Genomic DNA, 16,341 nt, shown 5'->3' on the forward strand with positions numbered 1-16,341 from the left:
CCCCGTCGGTCTGCGCGGGCTTGATCAGCGAGCCGAGGGACCACCGGGCGTCGAGCAGCCGTCCCGCAGCGCGGCCAGTGTCGCAGCGAGTCGGTCGAACTGGTCCAGGCGTTCCGGCGCCGACGAGGCGATCGGGTTCAGGAGAAGGGTCGTGACCCCCGCCTGGGAGAAGGCCTCGAGCCGCCGGTGGATCTCGTGCTCGTCGCCGATGAGGGTGACCCCGTCGACCAGCTCCTGCGGTACGGCTGCTGCCGCCTCGGTCTTCCGACCCGTCAGATACAGCTCCTGGATCGCCGTGGCCTCAGGTTCGTAGCCGTAGCGACAGGCGAGCTGGTTGTAGAAGTTCCTGCCGCGCGCGCCCATCCCACCGATGTAGAGGGCCAGCTGATCACGGGTCGCCCGCAGTGCCTCCGGCGAGGGCTCGCCGAAGTGGAAGCTCACCTGGAGCTGGATCTCGAGCGGGCCCAGTTCGGGGTCACGTCGGGAGAACCCCTCGGCGAGGGCATCTCCCCATATGTCGGTGGCCCGCCGCGGATCGAAGAACAGCGGCTGCCAGCCCTGGGCGAGCTCGGCGACCATGGCCACGTTCTTGAGCCCCAGCGCAGCGACCGAGATCGGGATATCGGCGCGGACCGGGCGGTTGATGAGCCTGAGCGGCTTCCCGAGCCCTGAGCCGCCGTCCGCCGCCGTCAGCGGCATGACGTAGTGGTCGCCCCGGAACGCGACGGGCCTCCGGCTCCATACCTGCCGACAGATCTCGATCACCTCCCTCATCCGCCCGAGAGGAGCGTCGTACCTCACCCCGTGGAAGCCTTCGACCACCTGTGGCCCGGACGCTCCCAGGCCCAGGGTGAACCGTCCGTCGGAGACGTAGTCGAGCCCCGCCGCGCTCATCGCGGTCAGCGAGGGAGTGCGGGAGTAGATCGGCATGATCGCGGACATCAGCTCCAGCCGCTCGGTTCGCGCGGCGATGTAGCCGAGTTGGCTGACCGCGTCGAAGGAGTAGGCCTCCGGGATGGCGATCATCTCCAGGCCCGCCTGTTCGTACGCGACGATCAGCTCGACGGTCTCGCCGAAGCCGCCGGCGTAGTCGATGACCATGCCGAGCTTCATCGGCGCCCGCAGGGCGGTCACCGCGATGCTCATGCAGCGTCGTCGACGACGAGGACGATCTTCATCGCCTGGTCGGAGGACATCAGCTCGAACGCGCGCTCGTAGTCCCGGACCGGGATCTTGTGACTGACGATGGAGTCGAGCTCGAGTCGGCCGCCCAGGAGGACGTTCTCGACCTGGTGCCACGTCTCGTACATCCGCCGACCGAAGACCCCGCGGATCGTCGTTCCCTTGAACACCACGTCGTTGAGCAGGTCGAGCTCGACCGGCTGGGTCGGTACGCCGAGCAGCGCAGCCGTGCCGCCGCTCCGGAGTGACGCGAGGCCCTGGCCGATCGCGACGGGACTGCCGCTCATCTCGAGCAGCACATCCGGTCCATCACCGTGAGTCAGGTGCCGTGCCTGCTCCGGCCAGTCCGGGTCGTCGCCCCGCAGGGCATGGTCGGCCCCGAGCTCCAGCGCCAGCTCACGACGTCGTGGACTGAGGTCCGTGGCGATGATCGTCCCGGCGCCCGCAGCCCGTGCGATCGCGATCGAGATCGCTCCGATCACTCCGGCTCCGGTGACCAGGACGGTGCGGCCTGCTACGCCGGCCGTCATCACGGTGTGCATGGCGTTTCCGATGGGGTCGAGGATGGCGGCGGTCTCGTCCGAGATCGAGTCGTGGACGGGCCAGACATTGCCCTCCGGTACGACGACGAACTCGGCGAAGCAGCCGTTGACGCTGGCGCCGAGGACGCGGACGTCCTTGCAGACATGACTCTCACCGGTCCTGCACGGCTTGCACGATCCGCAGGTGATGTGGCCCTCGGCGCTGACTCGTTGGCCCTGACGGACTCGGGACACGCCGGGACCGAGAGCGGCGACGCGCCCGACGAACTCGTGACCGACCGTCACGCCGAGGGATACGTGGCTGACGGTCCACGGAGCCCACTCGTAGATTCCCTTGTCGGTGCCGCACACGCCTGCGTGGGTCACGGCGATCAGCACCTCTCCGGGGCCGGGCTCGGGGACCGCGGCATCGTCGGTTGCCGTGAAACCGTGGGTGGGCGCGGTCTTCTGCAGCGCGAACAAGTGGATCAGCTCCTGTGGTTGGACTCGATCTGGGCAGCCTTGGCGAAGGCTTCGATGGCCGTGTCGATGTGGTCGTCGGTGTGGGCGGCGGAGATCTGTACCCGGATGCGCGCCGTACCTCGAGGTACGACGGGGTAGGCGAAGGAGGCCGTGAACACCCCCAGCTCGCGGAGGGTCGCGGCGACGCGGTGCGCTCGTTCGTCGTCCCCGAGCATCACCGGCACGATCGGGCCCGGGCTGTCGAGCAGATCCCAACCGGTCTCGGCCATGCCGAGACGGAAGCGGGCGACGTTCGCCGCCAGCAGGTCGAGACGGCTCAGGTCGTCGCGGACGATCCGGATCGCCGCAAGCGCGGCACCGGCTGTCGCGGCCGGCATCGGACTGGTGAAGATGAAGGACCTGCCACGACTCGCGACCGTGTCGACGATCTCCCCAGGACCTGCGAGGAAGCCGCCGAGTCCAGCACCGAGAGCCTTGGAGAAGGTTCCGGTCCGGATCGTGTCGACAGCCGCTCCATGGTGCTCGATCGAGCCTCTGCCGGTGCTGCCCACCACTCCGATCGCATGCGACTCGTCGACGATCAGGCTGGCGCCCACCTGGTCTGCCAGGGGGCCAATCTCGTCCAGCCGCGCGATCGAGCCTTCCATGCTGAAGACCCCGTCGGTGATGAGGAGTCTCCTGCCCGCCGCCGCCGTGTCCGCGACCACGCCGGTCAGGGAGTCCAGGTCGTCGTGGCGATAGACCTTGGTCCGGCCACGAGCCAAGCGGCAGCCATCGACGATGCTGGCGTGGTTGTACTCATCGCTGACGATCAGCGAGTCCGGTGTGTCGGCAAGTGCCTGCAGCGTCGCGCCGTTGGCCGCGGAGCAGGAGTTGAACAGAAGCACCGCCTCGCATCCGAGATAGTCGCTCAGCTCCTCCGCGAGCTGTCGATGCACGCGCGTCAGCGCGATGCTCGGGTTGAGACCGATTCCGGCGCCATGCCTGTCGAGGGCATCGTGCGCTCCGGCGACCACCCGGTGGTCCCCGGCCAGCCCGAGATAGTCGTTCGACGAGAGCATGATCATCTCGCGACCGTCGAGGTCCACGCTGCCCGAGAGCCGACCTTCGGCCGTTGGCCAGTAGTTCATCGCTGGTCCTCCTCTGCTTGGGCTCGGCGCCATGCCCGGACAGGCCGGGGTGGGGCGTCGAGCGTTGGATGGCACGCAGGGCGCGCGTGTGCCGTTAGCCCATGACGCTGAAGCTGCTGTCCCGGTTGAACTCGCGCTTGCGGCTGTAGTGGGACAGGTCGATGGTGTGTCCGGTGCGCGGCAGCGTCAGTTGGACCGGTTCGACGTCGTGGTCACGACCTGCCTCCGCGCTCGCCACGATCGCCGCGATCAGGTCGCCGACGATCGGGGCGTTCTTGAACTGGTTGCCGCTGGTGCCGATCGCCACGTAGTAGCCGCCCAAGGACGTCTTGTCGTAGATCGGGATCCAGTCGTCCGAGACGTCGTAGACGCCGCCGATTCCGCGAGGTGCGTTGGGCACGGCGAGCTCCGGCATCCGCCGGGCGGCACGAATGACCTGGGCCTCGAAGACGGCCTTCGTCGGGTTGTGGTTGTAGTCGTCGGGATCGTCGAGCCACTCCATCGGGTCGCACGCCGGTTCGGTGCCGCCGATCATCAGGTCGCCCGACGGAGTCCCGCGGAAGTAGGTCCCCAGATCCAGATCTCCGACCAACGGCACCAGGCGGTCACCCGTGAAACCGGGTGGGGCGGGCACCTGATGCACTTCCTGTCGCATCGGACGCGTCCCGACGTTGAAGTCGTCGAGCACGCCGGCGAGGGAGTTGATCACCGCCGAGTGCGGGCCGGCCGCGTTGACGACCATCCGGGTCGAGACGGGCTCGCCCTTGACCACGAGGTGGGTGACGGCACCGTTCTCGCGGCCGATGCTGTCCACCGGTGAGTTGAAGCGGAACTCCGCACCGTGTCGGCGGGCCGCGCTCATGAGATTGTGAGCGGCGAGTGCAGGGTCGTCGACGAACCCGTTGTCGGGCACCCAGTAGCCCCCCACGTCGCCGTCGGGGTCGTCCCAGAAGGTGGGGTCGCTGAGCTGCTTCGGAGGGTAGTAGCGCCCGGGGTCGACGACCGGGAGCCGGGATCGGATCTGTGCGGCGTCCCAGCGCTCGTAGGGGATTCCCGCTCGGTCGAAGAGCGCGAGGACCCGCTGGGTGTCCTGGTCCGGCGAGTCCAGGACGACCCCGCCCGTCGTGACGAACCGAGCCAGCCCGGCCTCGTCACCTCCGCCGAGGTGTCCACGCCAGTCACGCCACATCGCGTAGGACTCCCACGCCGTGGCGACGCCTTCCCACGTGGAGTAGTTGAAGCGGATGTTGGCCGACGAGGCGCTGGTCGACCCACTCCCCGCCGCGCCCGCTCGGTCGAAGACACAGACCTGGTAGCCGTTGCGGGACAGCGCGTAGGCGATCGAGCAGCCGATGACACCGGCGCCGATGACGGCAGCGTCGTAGGTTCTCTGGTTCATGGATTGGTCCCAAGTTCGAGTTCGGGTCGGCCCGGGTGGTGGGCCGGACGGCTCAGGTTCTCCGTGCGCTGGTGGCGCACGCGCGATGGCTACGGGGCAGCCGGGCCGGCGAGACTCGGGTCCATGCCGTTGGCCTCGAGCGCGCTGGCGACGGTCCCGTCGCCGACCAGGGTCTTGATGTCGTCGTCGACGACCGCGATGAGGGCGGTCTTCTCCTTCGGCATGGCCATGACCACCTCGTTCTGGCTCGCCGAGGCGGCGATCTGGGGCGAGGGCTGGAAGGCGACGACCTCGAGGCTCGAGTCCTGTGCGGCTCGATAGCCGGCCTCGGCGCTGGTGAGCACGGCGGCGTCGACGCGGCCGTTCTTCACGTCCGTCAGCAGGCTCGCGGAGTCCTGGTAGAGCTTGACCTTGTCGGAGCCGAGCGCCTTCTGGAAGTCCTCGTTCCAGAGGTAGCCCTGGATCACGCCGACGGTCTTGCCCGCGAGACCGTCGAGCGTGCCGTCGAGGCCGTCCTTCGACAGCAGGGCCATGCCGTCCCGGTACATGGGAGCGCTGAGGCCCAGCACCTTCGCGCGGTCCTCGGTGAAGTAGATCCCGCCCACCACGATGTCCGCGCGGCCGGCCTCGATGCTGGCGAGCCCCGCGGCGGCCGAGACGGCCTTCTCCTTGAGCTGGAGGCATTCGAGCTTCGCGATCTGCTCGACGATCTGACCTTCGACCCCGCCGAAGGTCGATCCCTCCTTGACGGTGTAGGGCGGCGTGACATAGACGAGGACGTTCAGCTCCCCCTTGCGCAGGGTCTGCACATCCGGGTGCGCCGGGGTGCAGCCCGCCGCCGGAGAGGTGTTCTCTCCGTCCTCGCCGGAGCTGCCGCAGCTGGTGAGCGCGGCCGCGGCCAGCATTCCGCAGGTGGCGGCTACAACGGTACGACCCAACTTCATCGTGGTCTCCAATCTCAGAGGTGTGGACAATCAGCGGCCGGTCGCCGTCGGCGACTCGGCCGGTGCCGTGACATCGGCGAGGTGCCTGGTCCGGCGGGGCCACCTGACGTTCAGCAGGGCCACGACGGCAAGCGAGAGCGCGGCGTACACCAGCCCGGCGAGGATCAGCGTCGTCGTGAACTGATAGGTGATCGACGCCTGGCTGTACGCGCGGCTGAGCAACTCGGGCACCGACACCGCGTAGGCGAGCGAGGTGCCCTGGTAGAGAAGGATGCAGAAGCCCACCAGGGGCGGGACGACGACGCGGATCGCCTGGGGAAGCACGATCAGTCGCAGCTCCTTCCCGTGGCTCAGCCCCAGCGCCTGGGCAGCCTCGCGGTGACCGACGGGAATCGAGTTGACCCCCGCTCTGAAGATGTCGGCCGTATAGGCGGCAGTCGTGAATCCGAGCGCGATCGTCGCGCAGGCGAAACTGCTCCAGGTCAGGCTCAGCTGCGGAAGGCCGTAGTAGACGAAGTACAGGACCACGAGCGCGGGAGCGCCCCTCCCGATCTCCACCACGAGGACCGCGGGGCGTCGGATCGCCTTCGACGGCGCCGTCAACGCCAGCGCGAGCGCCACCCCGAGTGGCAGACCGACGAGCAGACTCACCCCCGTGAGTCTCAACGTGACGGTCAGGCCGTCGAGGTAGTCCGGGAGATAGGCGTGCCATTCACTCCAGATCGACATGTCAGCCTCCCGCCAGGCGACGGGACAGCGCCCGGTCGGCCCCTCTGGCCACGGCCGCGAAGGGGAGTCCGAGGGCGATGTAGAGCAGGCCGGCGACCGCGAAGTTGCCCAGGCCGTTCAGATCCTGCTGGGTCAGCTGCACGGCTTGGAACGTGATGTCGGTCGCGCCGATGACCGAAGCGATGGCGCTGTCCTTGAGGAGCGCGATCGCGAAGGTCGCCATGGGGGGCACGACGACGATCAGCGTCTGCGGCAGGATCACTCGCCGATAGGTCTGGAGCCGAGGGAGTGCCAAGGCGAGCGCGGCTTCCCACTGGCCGGCGGGAACCGCGTCCAGCCCGGCGCGATATGCCTCGGAGAGGTGCGCGGCGTAGATGAGCCCGAGGCCGATCACCGCAGCTTGGAAGGTGCTCAGCTGAACCCGGTCGGTGCTGCCCAGGGAGAAGTAGACGAGGAACAGCCAGACGATCGGAGGTACGGCGCGCAGGATCTCGACGACCAGCACGGCCGGAAGGCGGATCAGCCAGGAGTCGGACATCCGCAGGACGGCCAGCGGGAGGCCGAGGACTGCCGCGACGACGAACGACGCGAGCGTGATCTGGACCGTCTGGGCAACGCCATCGGCCAGGACGCCCAGGATCTCGCCCACGCTATCGATTCCTGACCGCGTCGAGGAAGCGTCTGGTACGCGGGTGTTGCGGGTCGCGCATCAGCCTCCCGGCGCTGTCGACCTCCACGACATGCCCATCGGCCATGAACACCACCCGGTCGGCGACGTCCTCGGCGAAGTGCATCTCGTGCGTGACGACGACCATGGTCATCCCCTCGCCGGCGAGCGTGCGCATCGTTGCGAGAACCTCGGCACCGAGCTCCGGATCCAAGGACGAGGTCGGCTCGTCGAACAACATCACCTTCGGCTCCATGGCCAACGCTCGGGCGATCGCGATGCGCTGCTGTTGCCCTCCGGAACACTTGCTGGGCTTGACGTTCGCGTGGTCGGCCAGCCCGACGTGGGCCAGTTGCCTCATGGCGCGGTCCCTCGCCTGCTCCTTCGGGACCCCCAGGGTGTGGATCGGAGCGAGCATCACGTTCTCCAGGGCGGTCAGGTGGGGGAACAGGTTGAAGGACTGGAAGACCATGCCGACCTCACGGCGCAGTGCGTCCAAGGTGCGACGAGTGCCGCCGACCTCTTCACCGTCGAGCAGGATCCGCCCCTTGCTGGGGGGCTCGAGGAAGTTGATCGCACGCAGCAGACTGCTCTTGCCGGCGCCGCTCGGGCCGATCAGGGCCACGACCTCGCCGGCGGCCACCTCCAGCGAGACGTCATGGACGACCTCGTGCTGCCGGTACGACACGCATACCCCGTCGAGGGCGAGGAGCGGGTTCACCGTGGAGTGCATGTCACGAACCTTCGCCCGTGACACCGACGCGACGTCGCGCGGGATCGGGGTGCGGCGTGCGCTTTCCCGGCGCTGGAGCTGTGTCCGTGCCGCGCGGACGCGTCCCTGTCCGCCTCAACGCCGCCGTGCCAACGCCTCATTCGTCCCACCTTCAAGCCTGGATTGGTGCGTCCAGTATTGAAGGGCGATCAGGTCGGTTTCTATGCGCAGATGTGGGTCGTTCCGATCGATCTCATCGGCGCATCATCAACAGATGTCGATCAGGCCTGGGCGTCGGCCAACGCCCCGCTCAGACGCGCGACCTTCAGGCCGAGATGCAACGTGAGACGGTCGCCACCGTCGCTGAAGTCGAGGCCGGTGACCTCCTCGATACGAGCAAGCCGCTGGTAGAGCGTCGCGCGATGCACGTGCAGTACGGCCGCCGACCGCTGGACGTCACCGGCGAGATCCAGAAAGGTCTCGGCGGTGGAGAGGAGGACGCTGCTGTTGCGACTCGATATCAACCGCACGATCGGCGTCTGATGCGGGCCGAGCACCAGCTCCTGAGGGTCCAGCTTCGCCAGCAGGACGTACACGCCCAACGACTCCCAGGTGACGACGTCGCCCATGGACGGCAGGAACTGCGCCGCTCGGATGGCGACCAAGGCGTCTTGGTAGGACTGGTGTGCCGCGGTCAACGTCTCCTGCTGTCTGCCGACGCCCGTCGTCGTCCTGACACCTGTCCGTTCGCTCAAGGCGCCGGCGATGCGCCGAATCGCGGCGAGGGGCGAATCGCGCCCCCTGCCCCGTGAGCCGGCCACGATCACGACGAGCTCGTGCCGCCTCGGCAGGCACAGGTACGTCGGGTCGGTGCCCATGCTCGTCGTACGCTCAGCCAGTTTCGCGATCGCTGAGTGAAAGTCTGGGGAGTCCTCCTGCGGTGTCGCGGCGCGGAGAACCGCCGCGGTGACCACCGCCGCATCCTTGGGAACCAGCTCCTCTTCGAGAGCTTCTCCCAGCGCGCCGGCGCGTGTCGGCTCGTCGGCAGAGAGCAACTCCCGCACCAGGGAGCCGCAGCGCGTCTGGCGGCGCTGCAGGAACAGGTCTCGTCGGTGCAAGATCATCCCGACCTGGTCAGCGACTGCCGCGGTGTCGAGCAGCTGGCGGTCGTCAACGAGCCCGTCGTCGATGAGCCACAGGAAACCGAACAGGACACCCGCACACCGCACCGGCGCACATATCCGTGCCTTCGCCCCCATCTCGGCCGGAGGCGAGACCCGGCGCGGGCCGTCGAACTCACCGATGCCGAGAGACAGCACCGTCCGTTGGAGCTCGGGGTCGACGCCGCGGCCGAGGACGGACTGCACCCGCACCGTGTCCTCGTCGCCGAAGTGCCTGCTCGCGGCGATGAGGTTCAACGTCGGGTCATCGAGCGCCACTGATCGCTGCAGGCGTTCGGCCAAGGAGTCGATGAGCTCCTGGAGGCTCTCCGCTTGCGCGAGGGAATCGACACCCATGGACATCTTCCGAGCCTACCGGCGTGACAGCTCCGCGCTGCGTACTCTCCGACTCTGCTCCACGGCCACCGTCACGACGGGAGGCGGCGCTGTTCCACCTCCGTGATCCGACCCGGCGACGTGAAGCAGGCTCAGATCTCGACCAGGAGCGCCCGGTGGTCCGAGACCTCGGGCTCGGCGACGACCTCGAAGGAGCGCACGGCGTCCGGCTCCGAGACCAGCAGGTAGCTCGCGTGACGCACCGGCTTCGGATAGCTGCTCGTGCGGGTGTCGGCCGTGCCGACCAGGTCGGTCAGTCCCACTGCCGCGAGGATCGCGAACGTCTCGCTGTCGGGCAGCAGGTTGAGGTCGCCGCACACGACGACGAGGTCGCCGGGCTCGCGAACGCCCTCGACGAGCTCGACCAGACGCTGGGCCTGCGCCCGTCGTGCGGGGGTGTCGCCCTTGCCCCCGTCGTCGCGGAGGCCGTGCAGGTGGCCGAGGGTCACGAACCGCCCGCCGTCGGCGAAGCGAGCGACCTGCGCAGCGCGTGGCCGACCGCTGTGCGGCCAGGTGTCGCCGTGGTCGGCGTAGGAGCCGTGCACGTAGGCCGCGCGCGCCCCGACCTGCACCAGGGCCGGCCCGGCGAACATCCCGATCCCGAAGTGCTGGCGGTGCACACGATGCTCCTCGTCGGTCACCGGTCCCGAATCACTCACCGTGAACCAACCGTCGTACGCCGGCAGCACCGTCCTCACGTCCGACATCAGGTCCGCCCGCTGAGGGAGGATCCGAGCATCGTCCTCGAACCGGGTCCAACCCTCCATACCGGGAGTTCGGGTGACCTCCTGGAGGCACACGACGTCGGCCCCGGTCGTCGGCAACCAGGCCACCAGATCGTCGTACCGGGCACCGCCCCAGGCGTTCACCGACACGATCCGCACCCGGAGAGCCTAGGTCGTGACTCCCACCCTTCTGGGGGTGCCCCCGCCCCGGAGCCAGCGCCAGACCTCGGTAGGGGGACCCTCTAACCGGGACGTGACCGCACGAGCCGAGCTCGCCGACCACGGACGGACGCTTCTGGGGGACAAATGGAAGCTGGACACTCGTTCCTCCTCATCTGAGGACGGTGCCCATCTGTCTGGCTGGCCTACTTGGTTGAGCTTGTCGCACGGTGTTCAAACCAACGTGACCGAGTGACAGCCGTACGCCGAGCCTCCAAGCCGTCGATACGCACCGCCGAACCCGAGGTCGTCCGACCGCGTCAACACCATCATCGTGGCATGAGAATCGAGCAATCTCGACTACGCGGAACCCGGGGCAGACCAGAGCCTCCACGAAACCCGGGGCGATTCAGTCAATGAGCCGTCTCAGCGCTGGCCTCGCCTCACGCGTTGATGGCCAGGGGCTCCGCACGATCGCCCTAGCCAAGCCGACAAGCTGAACAATCACGCCCACTGACTCGGTCGCTCTCAGTTGTCATTTTGGCGGTCTGCCCGCAGGCCAAAGGTGCGGTCGAGGCTGTCGCGTCGAGTTGTCATCGCGGTGACAACTCCAGTTCTGGCGCGCGGAAACTTCTTGCGAAGGCTTACAAGAACCTGCTGTGGCAACTACCGTCCAGGACGACTTCATTCGCAGTGGTTTCGATCAAGCTTGGAGATTAAATGCGCCGGAAATCGGTTCCTCTAGCAGTGGGCCTCTCAGTCGCCATGACCGTCCTCGCGCCGGCGTATCAAGGTACCGCGACAGCCGGAGAACCACCGCCCGGCTCACAGGTCGTGCACGAGATCCCGGATGCGGACGCCATCAGCGCCGAGATCGACAGGGTTGTCGGCGAAGTTCAAGATCTTCAGGCCTCGAAGAGCCAGCCCGCTGCGGGCGTACCGGGAGCCGATCAGCAGGTCGAGAACATCTTCCGGTGCGCAGAGTTCATGGAGACCGCGCGGTACTGCCTCGGTTACGGCTGGACCACATCGACCGAAGATGCAGTGCAGGCTGAACTGCAAGCGGCAGTAGTCACTGAGAGCGCACGACGATCGGCGGCCGAGGAGACGGGCGATCTCTCGCTGCAGGAGATGATCGACCACGCCTCGACCATGTCCCTAGACGAGCGTGCTTCCACGGACCGACGCGAGTTGGAAGATGCCGCCGCTGGGATCGAGAAGTTCGTCCAGCTCGAAGAGCTTCGGCTCAGCGCGAATCCGGTATCGATCGACGCGCCCGCGGGCAGCGTCGGAGCAAGGGCGGTCATCGGCGGCCACACCTACCCTGAAAGCGGGGGCATCCTGCAAGGCCGAGTCTCAGAGCAGGAGACGACCTACTGGTGCGGGCCGACCACCCTGCAGATGATGGCCTGGAACTATGGCAGCCACGCCAAGGTCGCGCAGTCGACGTGGGCCACGCGTCTCAACACCACTACCGCCGGAACAGCCATCACCGACATGGTGCGGGTCATCAACAACAACGGTCAGCTCAGCAAATGGGTGACCCAGCAGGACTCCAACTACGTGACGCTGAATATCGGGAGTTACACCTACGCCCAGTGGTACCAGCTCAACGTGAACCACTATTCGACCTGGTCGACGCCCGTTGTACTTCACCCGATCTTGCTCAAGAAGTACTATCCCTACCTCGACGACAATGGTTCAGGACACTTCCAGCTGGGCCGAGGATGGGATTTCGAGTCCCACAAAACCGACTCCTGGCAATTGAAGTACTATGAGCCGTGGAACCAGCAGCGTTTCAACCCCTCCGAGCCCTTCATCCCGCGCAAGCAGAAGCGGTGGGCAAAGAACTCCTACCTGGCCAACAAGGAGCACTTCCAGCACAACATCGGAGTCTGATGCGCTACTGCGCACCTCATCTGCGCATCGCCGTTGGCCTGACCGTTGCGGTCCTTCTCCTCGCCGGATGCTCGGGCGAGGAGAAGGACCCACCGCGCGTAGCAGAACCAACTGCGACCGCTCCTGACACACCTACCTCAAGCACGCCGGCCACTCCCGCGGAGCCGCCTGCTGCCACAGACCTCAGGTGGGAAAGCACCGATGTGCTTCCCCGAGGGGAGGGTGCACAGGCGGCGGGCGGCAAGTACGTGGTCACCACCTCGGGTGAGTCGACCGCGAACGTACGCGACCGTCGCTCTCTCCGCAGCCTGTTCACCTACGAGGCTCCGGACGGATTCGAGATCAGAGACGTGTTCCTCGAGCCCCCGCACCTCATGGTCGTCAACTCGGACCCCACCGACGAGCAGGGCGACCGCCCGGTCGTGATCGATCTCGAGTCACACGCCGAGCGCGATCTCTCCGCAGTCACCCCGCGGATCTGGTCTGGCGGCTGGTCGCTGCGCGCGGGAAGAGTCACCTACGGAGCACGCGACAGCCGCGACCGATACTGCCTGGCAGAGACAACGCTCGACTCCACGGAGGGCGCAATGGTGGAGTGCGTGCCTCCCCGGCACGGATTCCACCAGGCCGGCCAATCCCCGTATGGCATCGGCTACGCGCGATTTGACGACCGCCGGCCGGCCTCCTGCGGGACAGCGCGGACGCAACGGAAGGCGGAGGCGGTGACCGACGTCCCAGGACCGACCGCGTGCAAGGTGTGGGACGTCCTGCCCCTCAAGGGCGACGGTGCCGTCTGGGGCGAGGTGCCGAAGCCGCGTCAGATCGAAGTCAGTGAGATCAAGTACCGGTTGCCGGGAGGAGCAGTCGAGTCCCTCGGCTATGGGACGACGGGGTCACTCACGTGGTGCGGAGACTCGGCATGGTTCCTCCGGCAGATGGAGGGCCGGCTCATGCGGTGGGACCCCGAGCGTGGCCTGGAGGAAGCCCTTCGGCTTCCCGATACTGATCGGGTCGCGGTGCTGTCGGCTCCAGTCTGTTCGGGCGACTTCATCGCGGTGTTCGAGTCACGAGAGAGGAAGCGCGCCGGAACCGACGAGGTCGTCCATACGACACGCCTACATCCAACGCCGTGATGCCATGAGCGTCAGCAAAGGGGCGCCGTCCGTGCGCCAGGCCGGGTGTTCTCCTGGAGCCCATCTCAGCCCGCTTCTGACGGACTGATTCGGAGGTTTCAGACCTGCCTACGACACCTCGATTGGGATGAGCCAGGTTGAGCTCGATCGCGGGCCGGAGTGCTCCGTAGGAACGGTGATGCGCTTCGGGCAGCGCGTAGTGAAGCGCCCCAGGTTCTCTGCCGCTCCTATGCGGGTTGCGGCTCTCGGTTGAGAGTCGCGTAGTGGGCCTGCTCGAACTCCACCGGGGTCATCATCCCAAGAGTCGAGTGCAGGCGCCTGTTGTTGTACCAGTCGACCCAGCCGGCGGTGGCGTACTCGACGTCACCGATCCTCCGGTAGGGACCTGTTAGGGGCCTGTGTGGAAGACCGTGGTGCGGATGCACTCGGTCTTGTAGAGCCCGATCACGCACTCCATCAGCGCGTTGTCGTACGCATCTGCGACCGATCCGATTGAGGGCCGGATGCCCTCGTCGGCGAGGTGATCGGTGAACGTGATCGATGTGTACTGCGACCCGGTATCCGCGTGGCCGATCAGCTCGCCGGGCACCACGGGCCGGCCTTCCCGTCCTCGCTGCCACAGCGCCATCCTCAGCGGGACGTCGACGAGCTCGACTGCCTTGGTGGGTGCGACGTTCCAGGCGACGATCTTCTGCGAACACGTCGAGAATGAACGCGGTATAGACGAACCCGGCCCAGGTGCGGACGTAGGTGAAGTCCATGACCCAGGTCCGGTTCGGGGCCTCGGCGGTGAAGTCGCGGTCGAGCAGGTCCTCGGCCCTCTTGCCGTCCTTGGCGGGGACCGTGGTCCGGATTCCCTTCGAGCGCCGGATCCCTTGCAGGGACAGCGATCTCATCGCTCGGTCCACGATCCGGGCGAGGCATCTGGGTTGGTGCGCTGCAGCATGATGAGTCACTGCACGATGATGGGAAGCTGGTAGTCGCCGTCAGTCATCCGTCCGATCATGAAGAAGGTGACGATCAGCTGATTGACCGCGTGCTGGTAGCGGTGGTCCTCGAGGATGTGGTCGACGGCGATGCGGCACATCAGGTCGTCCATGAAGCGACCGAGCAGGTAGGGGTCCCGGAAGATCTCGTCGAACTTGTTCCCCTCGGTCGCCCAGCGGTCGAGGAGGCTGCCGGGCACCGGCATGGGCGGCGGGGGTTCGTTGAGCTCCGTCTCGAACCGGTCGTGGATGCGCTCGGAGTAGGCCAGTTGCCGGCAGTGGTCGCTGCAGTAGATCCGCGGGCGTCCTCTGACCGTCTTGAGTGGGAGGGGATTGCCGCACAACGCGCATTCACCGATGGGCTTGTCCATGGTGATCAGGTGCGCCAGCGCGTCCGTCTCGACCGACCGCACCTCGATCTGCACACCGTGTGACGTTATTCGGACGTGGCGGGGAGGACGAGAAGGAGGGGTGGTGGGAAGCGGTGGCAAGCAGACGAGGTGGACGGGCCGATGAGAGCCGAAGAGGCAAGGAACGGACGTAGGGGTGTGGACGACGGTGGGCGTCAACCGCGGCGCGTCGCTGCGCCTCAGCTGTCGTCGACGGCCGCAAGGGCACGGCGCGCTTCCGCGAACAGCGGCATCAGCGACTCACGCCATGCTGCGAGGTCGACGGCCAGGGTCTGCCAGGTGATGGAGCGGTTGATCTCGTCGTACTGGTGGATGATGAAGTTGCGGTTCGCCACAGCGATCGCCATTCGACGCCCTCGGGCTCGAGTACGCCGAGCCGCGACAGCCGGTTGGCGGCCTCGCCGAGCTTCATTATCAGGGAGTCGCCGGCCTCCTGCAGGAGGGCATCCGCGAGGTAGGCGTCCTTGCCACGGTCGACGATCTCCGCGACCCGTTGGAACCACGCCTCGATGTGGGCGAGCTCCTTGGCGGCCTTGAGGTCCATCAGAGCAGCACCGCGTCGCGGCGGATGTCGTCATCGAGGCCGGGCTTCAGGCCGCCGTACTCGACCAGGTCGATCTCCCGGCCCAGCACCTCCTCCAGCAGCTTCCGGAACCGGATGAAGTCGAACGACGAGGTTCCAGTCGGCGCCTCGACGATCAGGTCGATGTCGGAGTCGTCACGAGCCTGGCGTCGCGCGACCGATCCGAAGACGGCGAGCCGGGAGTAGCCGCGCTCGGCGGCGAGGGACGTGAGGATCGGCGCGGCCGCATCCAGGAGCGCTTCGGGGTGCATCTCGGCCAGGTGGCGCGCGTACCGGAGCTGCTGGCTGACGGCCGGCTGGGTGATGCCGAGGGCCTCGGCGATCTCTCGCTGACTCATCCCCGTGGCGGCGAGCGCACGCAACGCGAGTACGCGACGCAGGCGTGCGACGTCCTCGTCGCGTCGGGCGTCGCGGTACTCCGCCAGCAGGGCCATAAGGACAACTTATCAAGGGTGCCGCGCGGCCCCCGGCACCACAGGGATCCCCGATGCAGCGCGGCCGCCTGCACTACTCACTCCCCGGCGCGCTCGAGGACGCGTCCAGGAAGACCGCGCGGCGCCGAGAAGTCCGCCGGGCCACCCGGGTCGGGGCGAAGTGTCGAGCAAAAGACGAAACAGGGTTCCTTCTCCTCGTGAGAGGTTCTGGAACCCTGTCGCTGACCTGCGTACTTGGTGGAGGTGAGGGGATTCGAACCCCTGACCTTCTCATTGCGAACGAGACGCGCTACCAACTGCGCCACACCCCCAAGCGAGGAGAAACGGTAGCACCCGGGGCGGGCGGGGTCCGAATCGGGATGGTCAGTCGCGGTCCTCGTCGGCATGGCCGGCCGGGCGGGGGTGGTCGTCGCCGTGCGGGCCCCGGTCGACCTGGGAGCTGCCGCGCGGGCTTGGGCGGGTCCTCGAAGGTCGTCGACTGGCCCCGGGCGGAGGAGTCCGTGAAGGGGCTCTCCTCGATCGCCTGCTCCGGGTCGGTGCCCTGGGTGTCGGGCGAGACGGCGGTGGCGGAGTCGGCGTACCTCTTCTCCTGCTCGCGCGCCTGCTGGGCAGCCTGGCGGTCGGCGGCGGTGCCCTCGTCCTCGTGGTGGCTCATGGCCCGGCGTTACCCGCGGCCGGGACGCCCATCC

The 16,341-nt window shown here is 67.4% G+C and carries 16 protein-coding genes, 1 tRNA gene and 1 pseudogene; 2 read left to right on the forward strand and 16 right to left on the reverse strand.

What is annotated here, in order from left to right:
• Positions 1-24 precede the first annotated feature (24 nt).
• The 10 genes from QJ852_22170 to QJ852_22215 all read right to left on the reverse strand — a co-directional run bounded on the left by QJ852_22170 (position 25) and on the right by QJ852_22215 (position 10,207).
• A complete protein-coding gene (locus QJ852_22170) occupies positions 25-1,146 on the reverse strand; it encodes an LLM class F420-dependent oxidoreductase (protein ID WGX95848.1) in 1,122 nt (373 codons plus the stop codon).
• Positions 1,143-2,186 carry an L-threonine 3-dehydrogenase gene (tdh, locus tag QJ852_22175; GenBank protein WGX95849.1) on the reverse strand — a complete coding sequence of 348 codons (1,044 nt, stop codon included), beginning with the start codon at positions 2,184-2,186 and terminating at the stop codon, positions 1,143-1,145. Before tdh ends, QJ852_22170 begins: the two co-directional genes overlap by 4 nt.
• Positions 2,187-2,191: 5 nt before the next feature.
• Positions 2,192-3,253 carry an aminotransferase class I/II-fold pyridoxal phosphate-dependent enzyme gene (locus tag QJ852_22180; protein ID WGX95850.1) on the reverse strand — a complete coding sequence of 354 codons (1,062 nt, stop codon included), beginning with the start codon at positions 3,251-3,253 and terminating at the stop codon, positions 2,192-2,194.
• A gap of 157 nt (positions 3,254-3,410) precedes the next feature.
• Positions 3,411-4,715, reverse strand: coding sequence for an FAD-dependent oxidoreductase (locus tag QJ852_22185; GenBank protein WGX95851.1), 1,305 nt, complete (start codon positions 4,713-4,715; stop codon positions 3,411-3,413).
• An 89-nt stretch (positions 4,716-4,804) separates the two neighbouring features.
• Positions 4,805-5,659, reverse strand: a complete 855-nt coding sequence (locus QJ852_22190) for an ABC transporter substrate-binding protein (protein WGX95852.1) — start codon at positions 5,657-5,659, stop codon at positions 4,805-4,807.
• Between the two features lie 30 nt (positions 5,660-5,689).
• A complete protein-coding gene (locus QJ852_22195; GenBank protein ID WGX95853.1) occupies positions 5,690-6,388 on the reverse strand; it encodes an amino acid ABC transporter permease in 699 nt (232 codons plus the stop codon).
• Between the two features lies 1 nt (position 6,389).
• Positions 6,390-7,037 (reverse strand): amino acid ABC transporter permease, encoded by a 648-nt coding sequence (locus QJ852_22200; GenBank protein ID WGX95854.1) that lies wholly within the window; start codon positions 7,035-7,037, stop codon positions 6,390-6,392.
• A gap of 1 nt (position 7,038) precedes the next feature.
• Complete coding sequence (locus QJ852_22205) at positions 7,039-7,788, reverse strand: amino acid ABC transporter ATP-binding protein (GenBank protein ID WGX95855.1); 750 nt, start codon at positions 7,786-7,788, stop codon at positions 7,039-7,041.
• Positions 7,789-8,048: 260 nt separating this feature from the next.
• Positions 8,049-9,290, reverse strand: a complete 1,242-nt coding sequence (locus QJ852_22210; GenBank protein WGX95856.1) for a helix-turn-helix domain-containing protein — start codon at positions 9,288-9,290, stop codon at positions 8,049-8,051.
• A 125-nt stretch (positions 9,291-9,415) separates the two neighbouring features.
• Entirely contained in the window at positions 9,416-10,207 is a 792-nt protein-coding gene (locus tag QJ852_22215) for an endonuclease/exonuclease/phosphatase family protein (protein WGX95857.1), read from the reverse strand.
• A 765-nt stretch (positions 10,208-10,972) separates the two neighbouring features.
• Here QJ852_22215 and QJ852_22220 point away from each other — a divergent pair.
• Together QJ852_22220 and QJ852_22225 are read left to right on the forward strand one after the other, a co-directional pair.
• Positions 10,973-12,106: a hypothetical protein gene (locus QJ852_22220; GenBank protein ID WGX95858.1), complete on the forward strand. Its 1,134-nt coding sequence runs from the start codon at positions 10,973-10,975 to the stop codon at positions 12,104-12,106.
• A 248-nt stretch (positions 12,107-12,354) separates the two neighbouring features.
• Positions 12,355-13,239 carry a hypothetical protein gene (locus QJ852_22225; GenBank protein ID WGX95859.1) on the forward strand — a complete coding sequence of 295 codons (885 nt, stop codon included), beginning with the start codon at positions 12,355-12,357 and terminating at the stop codon, positions 13,237-13,239.
• Between the two features lie 227 nt (positions 13,240-13,466).
• Here the strand turns inward: QJ852_22225 and QJ852_22230 are convergent.
• The 6 genes and pseudogenes from QJ852_22230 to QJ852_22255 all read right to left on the reverse strand — a co-directional run bounded on the left by QJ852_22230 (position 13,467) and on the right by QJ852_22255 (position 16,307).
• Positions 13,467-14,147 (reverse strand): annotated as a pseudogene (locus tag QJ852_22230) (IS3 family transposase).
• Between the two features lie 44 nt (positions 14,148-14,191).
• Positions 14,192-14,650 carry a hypothetical protein gene (locus QJ852_22235; protein WGX95860.1) on the reverse strand — a complete coding sequence of 153 codons (459 nt, stop codon included), beginning with the start codon at positions 14,648-14,650 and terminating at the stop codon, positions 14,192-14,194.
• A gap of 164 nt (positions 14,651-14,814) precedes the next feature.
• Positions 14,815-14,982 (reverse strand): hypothetical protein, encoded by a 168-nt coding sequence (locus tag QJ852_22240; protein WGX95861.1) that lies wholly within the window; start codon positions 14,980-14,982, stop codon positions 14,815-14,817.
• A 196-nt stretch (positions 14,983-15,178) separates the two neighbouring features.
• Complete coding sequence (locus QJ852_22245; GenBank protein ID WGX95862.1) at positions 15,179-15,652, reverse strand: nucleotidyltransferase domain-containing protein; 474 nt, start codon at positions 15,650-15,652, stop codon at positions 15,179-15,181.
• Positions 15,653-15,887: 235 nt separating this feature from the next.
• Positions 15,888-15,963 (reverse strand) — tRNA-Ala (locus QJ852_22250).
• Complete coding sequence (locus QJ852_22255; protein WGX95863.1) at positions 15,942-16,307, reverse strand: hypothetical protein; 366 nt, start codon at positions 16,305-16,307, stop codon at positions 15,942-15,944. Before QJ852_22255 ends, QJ852_22250 begins: the two co-directional genes overlap by 22 nt.
• Positions 16,308-16,341 lie beyond the last annotated feature (34 nt).

Source organism: Nocardioides sp. L-11A (genome assembly GCA_029961745.1).
GTDB lineage: Bacteria > Actinomycetota > Actinomycetes > Propionibacteriales > Nocardioidaceae > Nocardioides.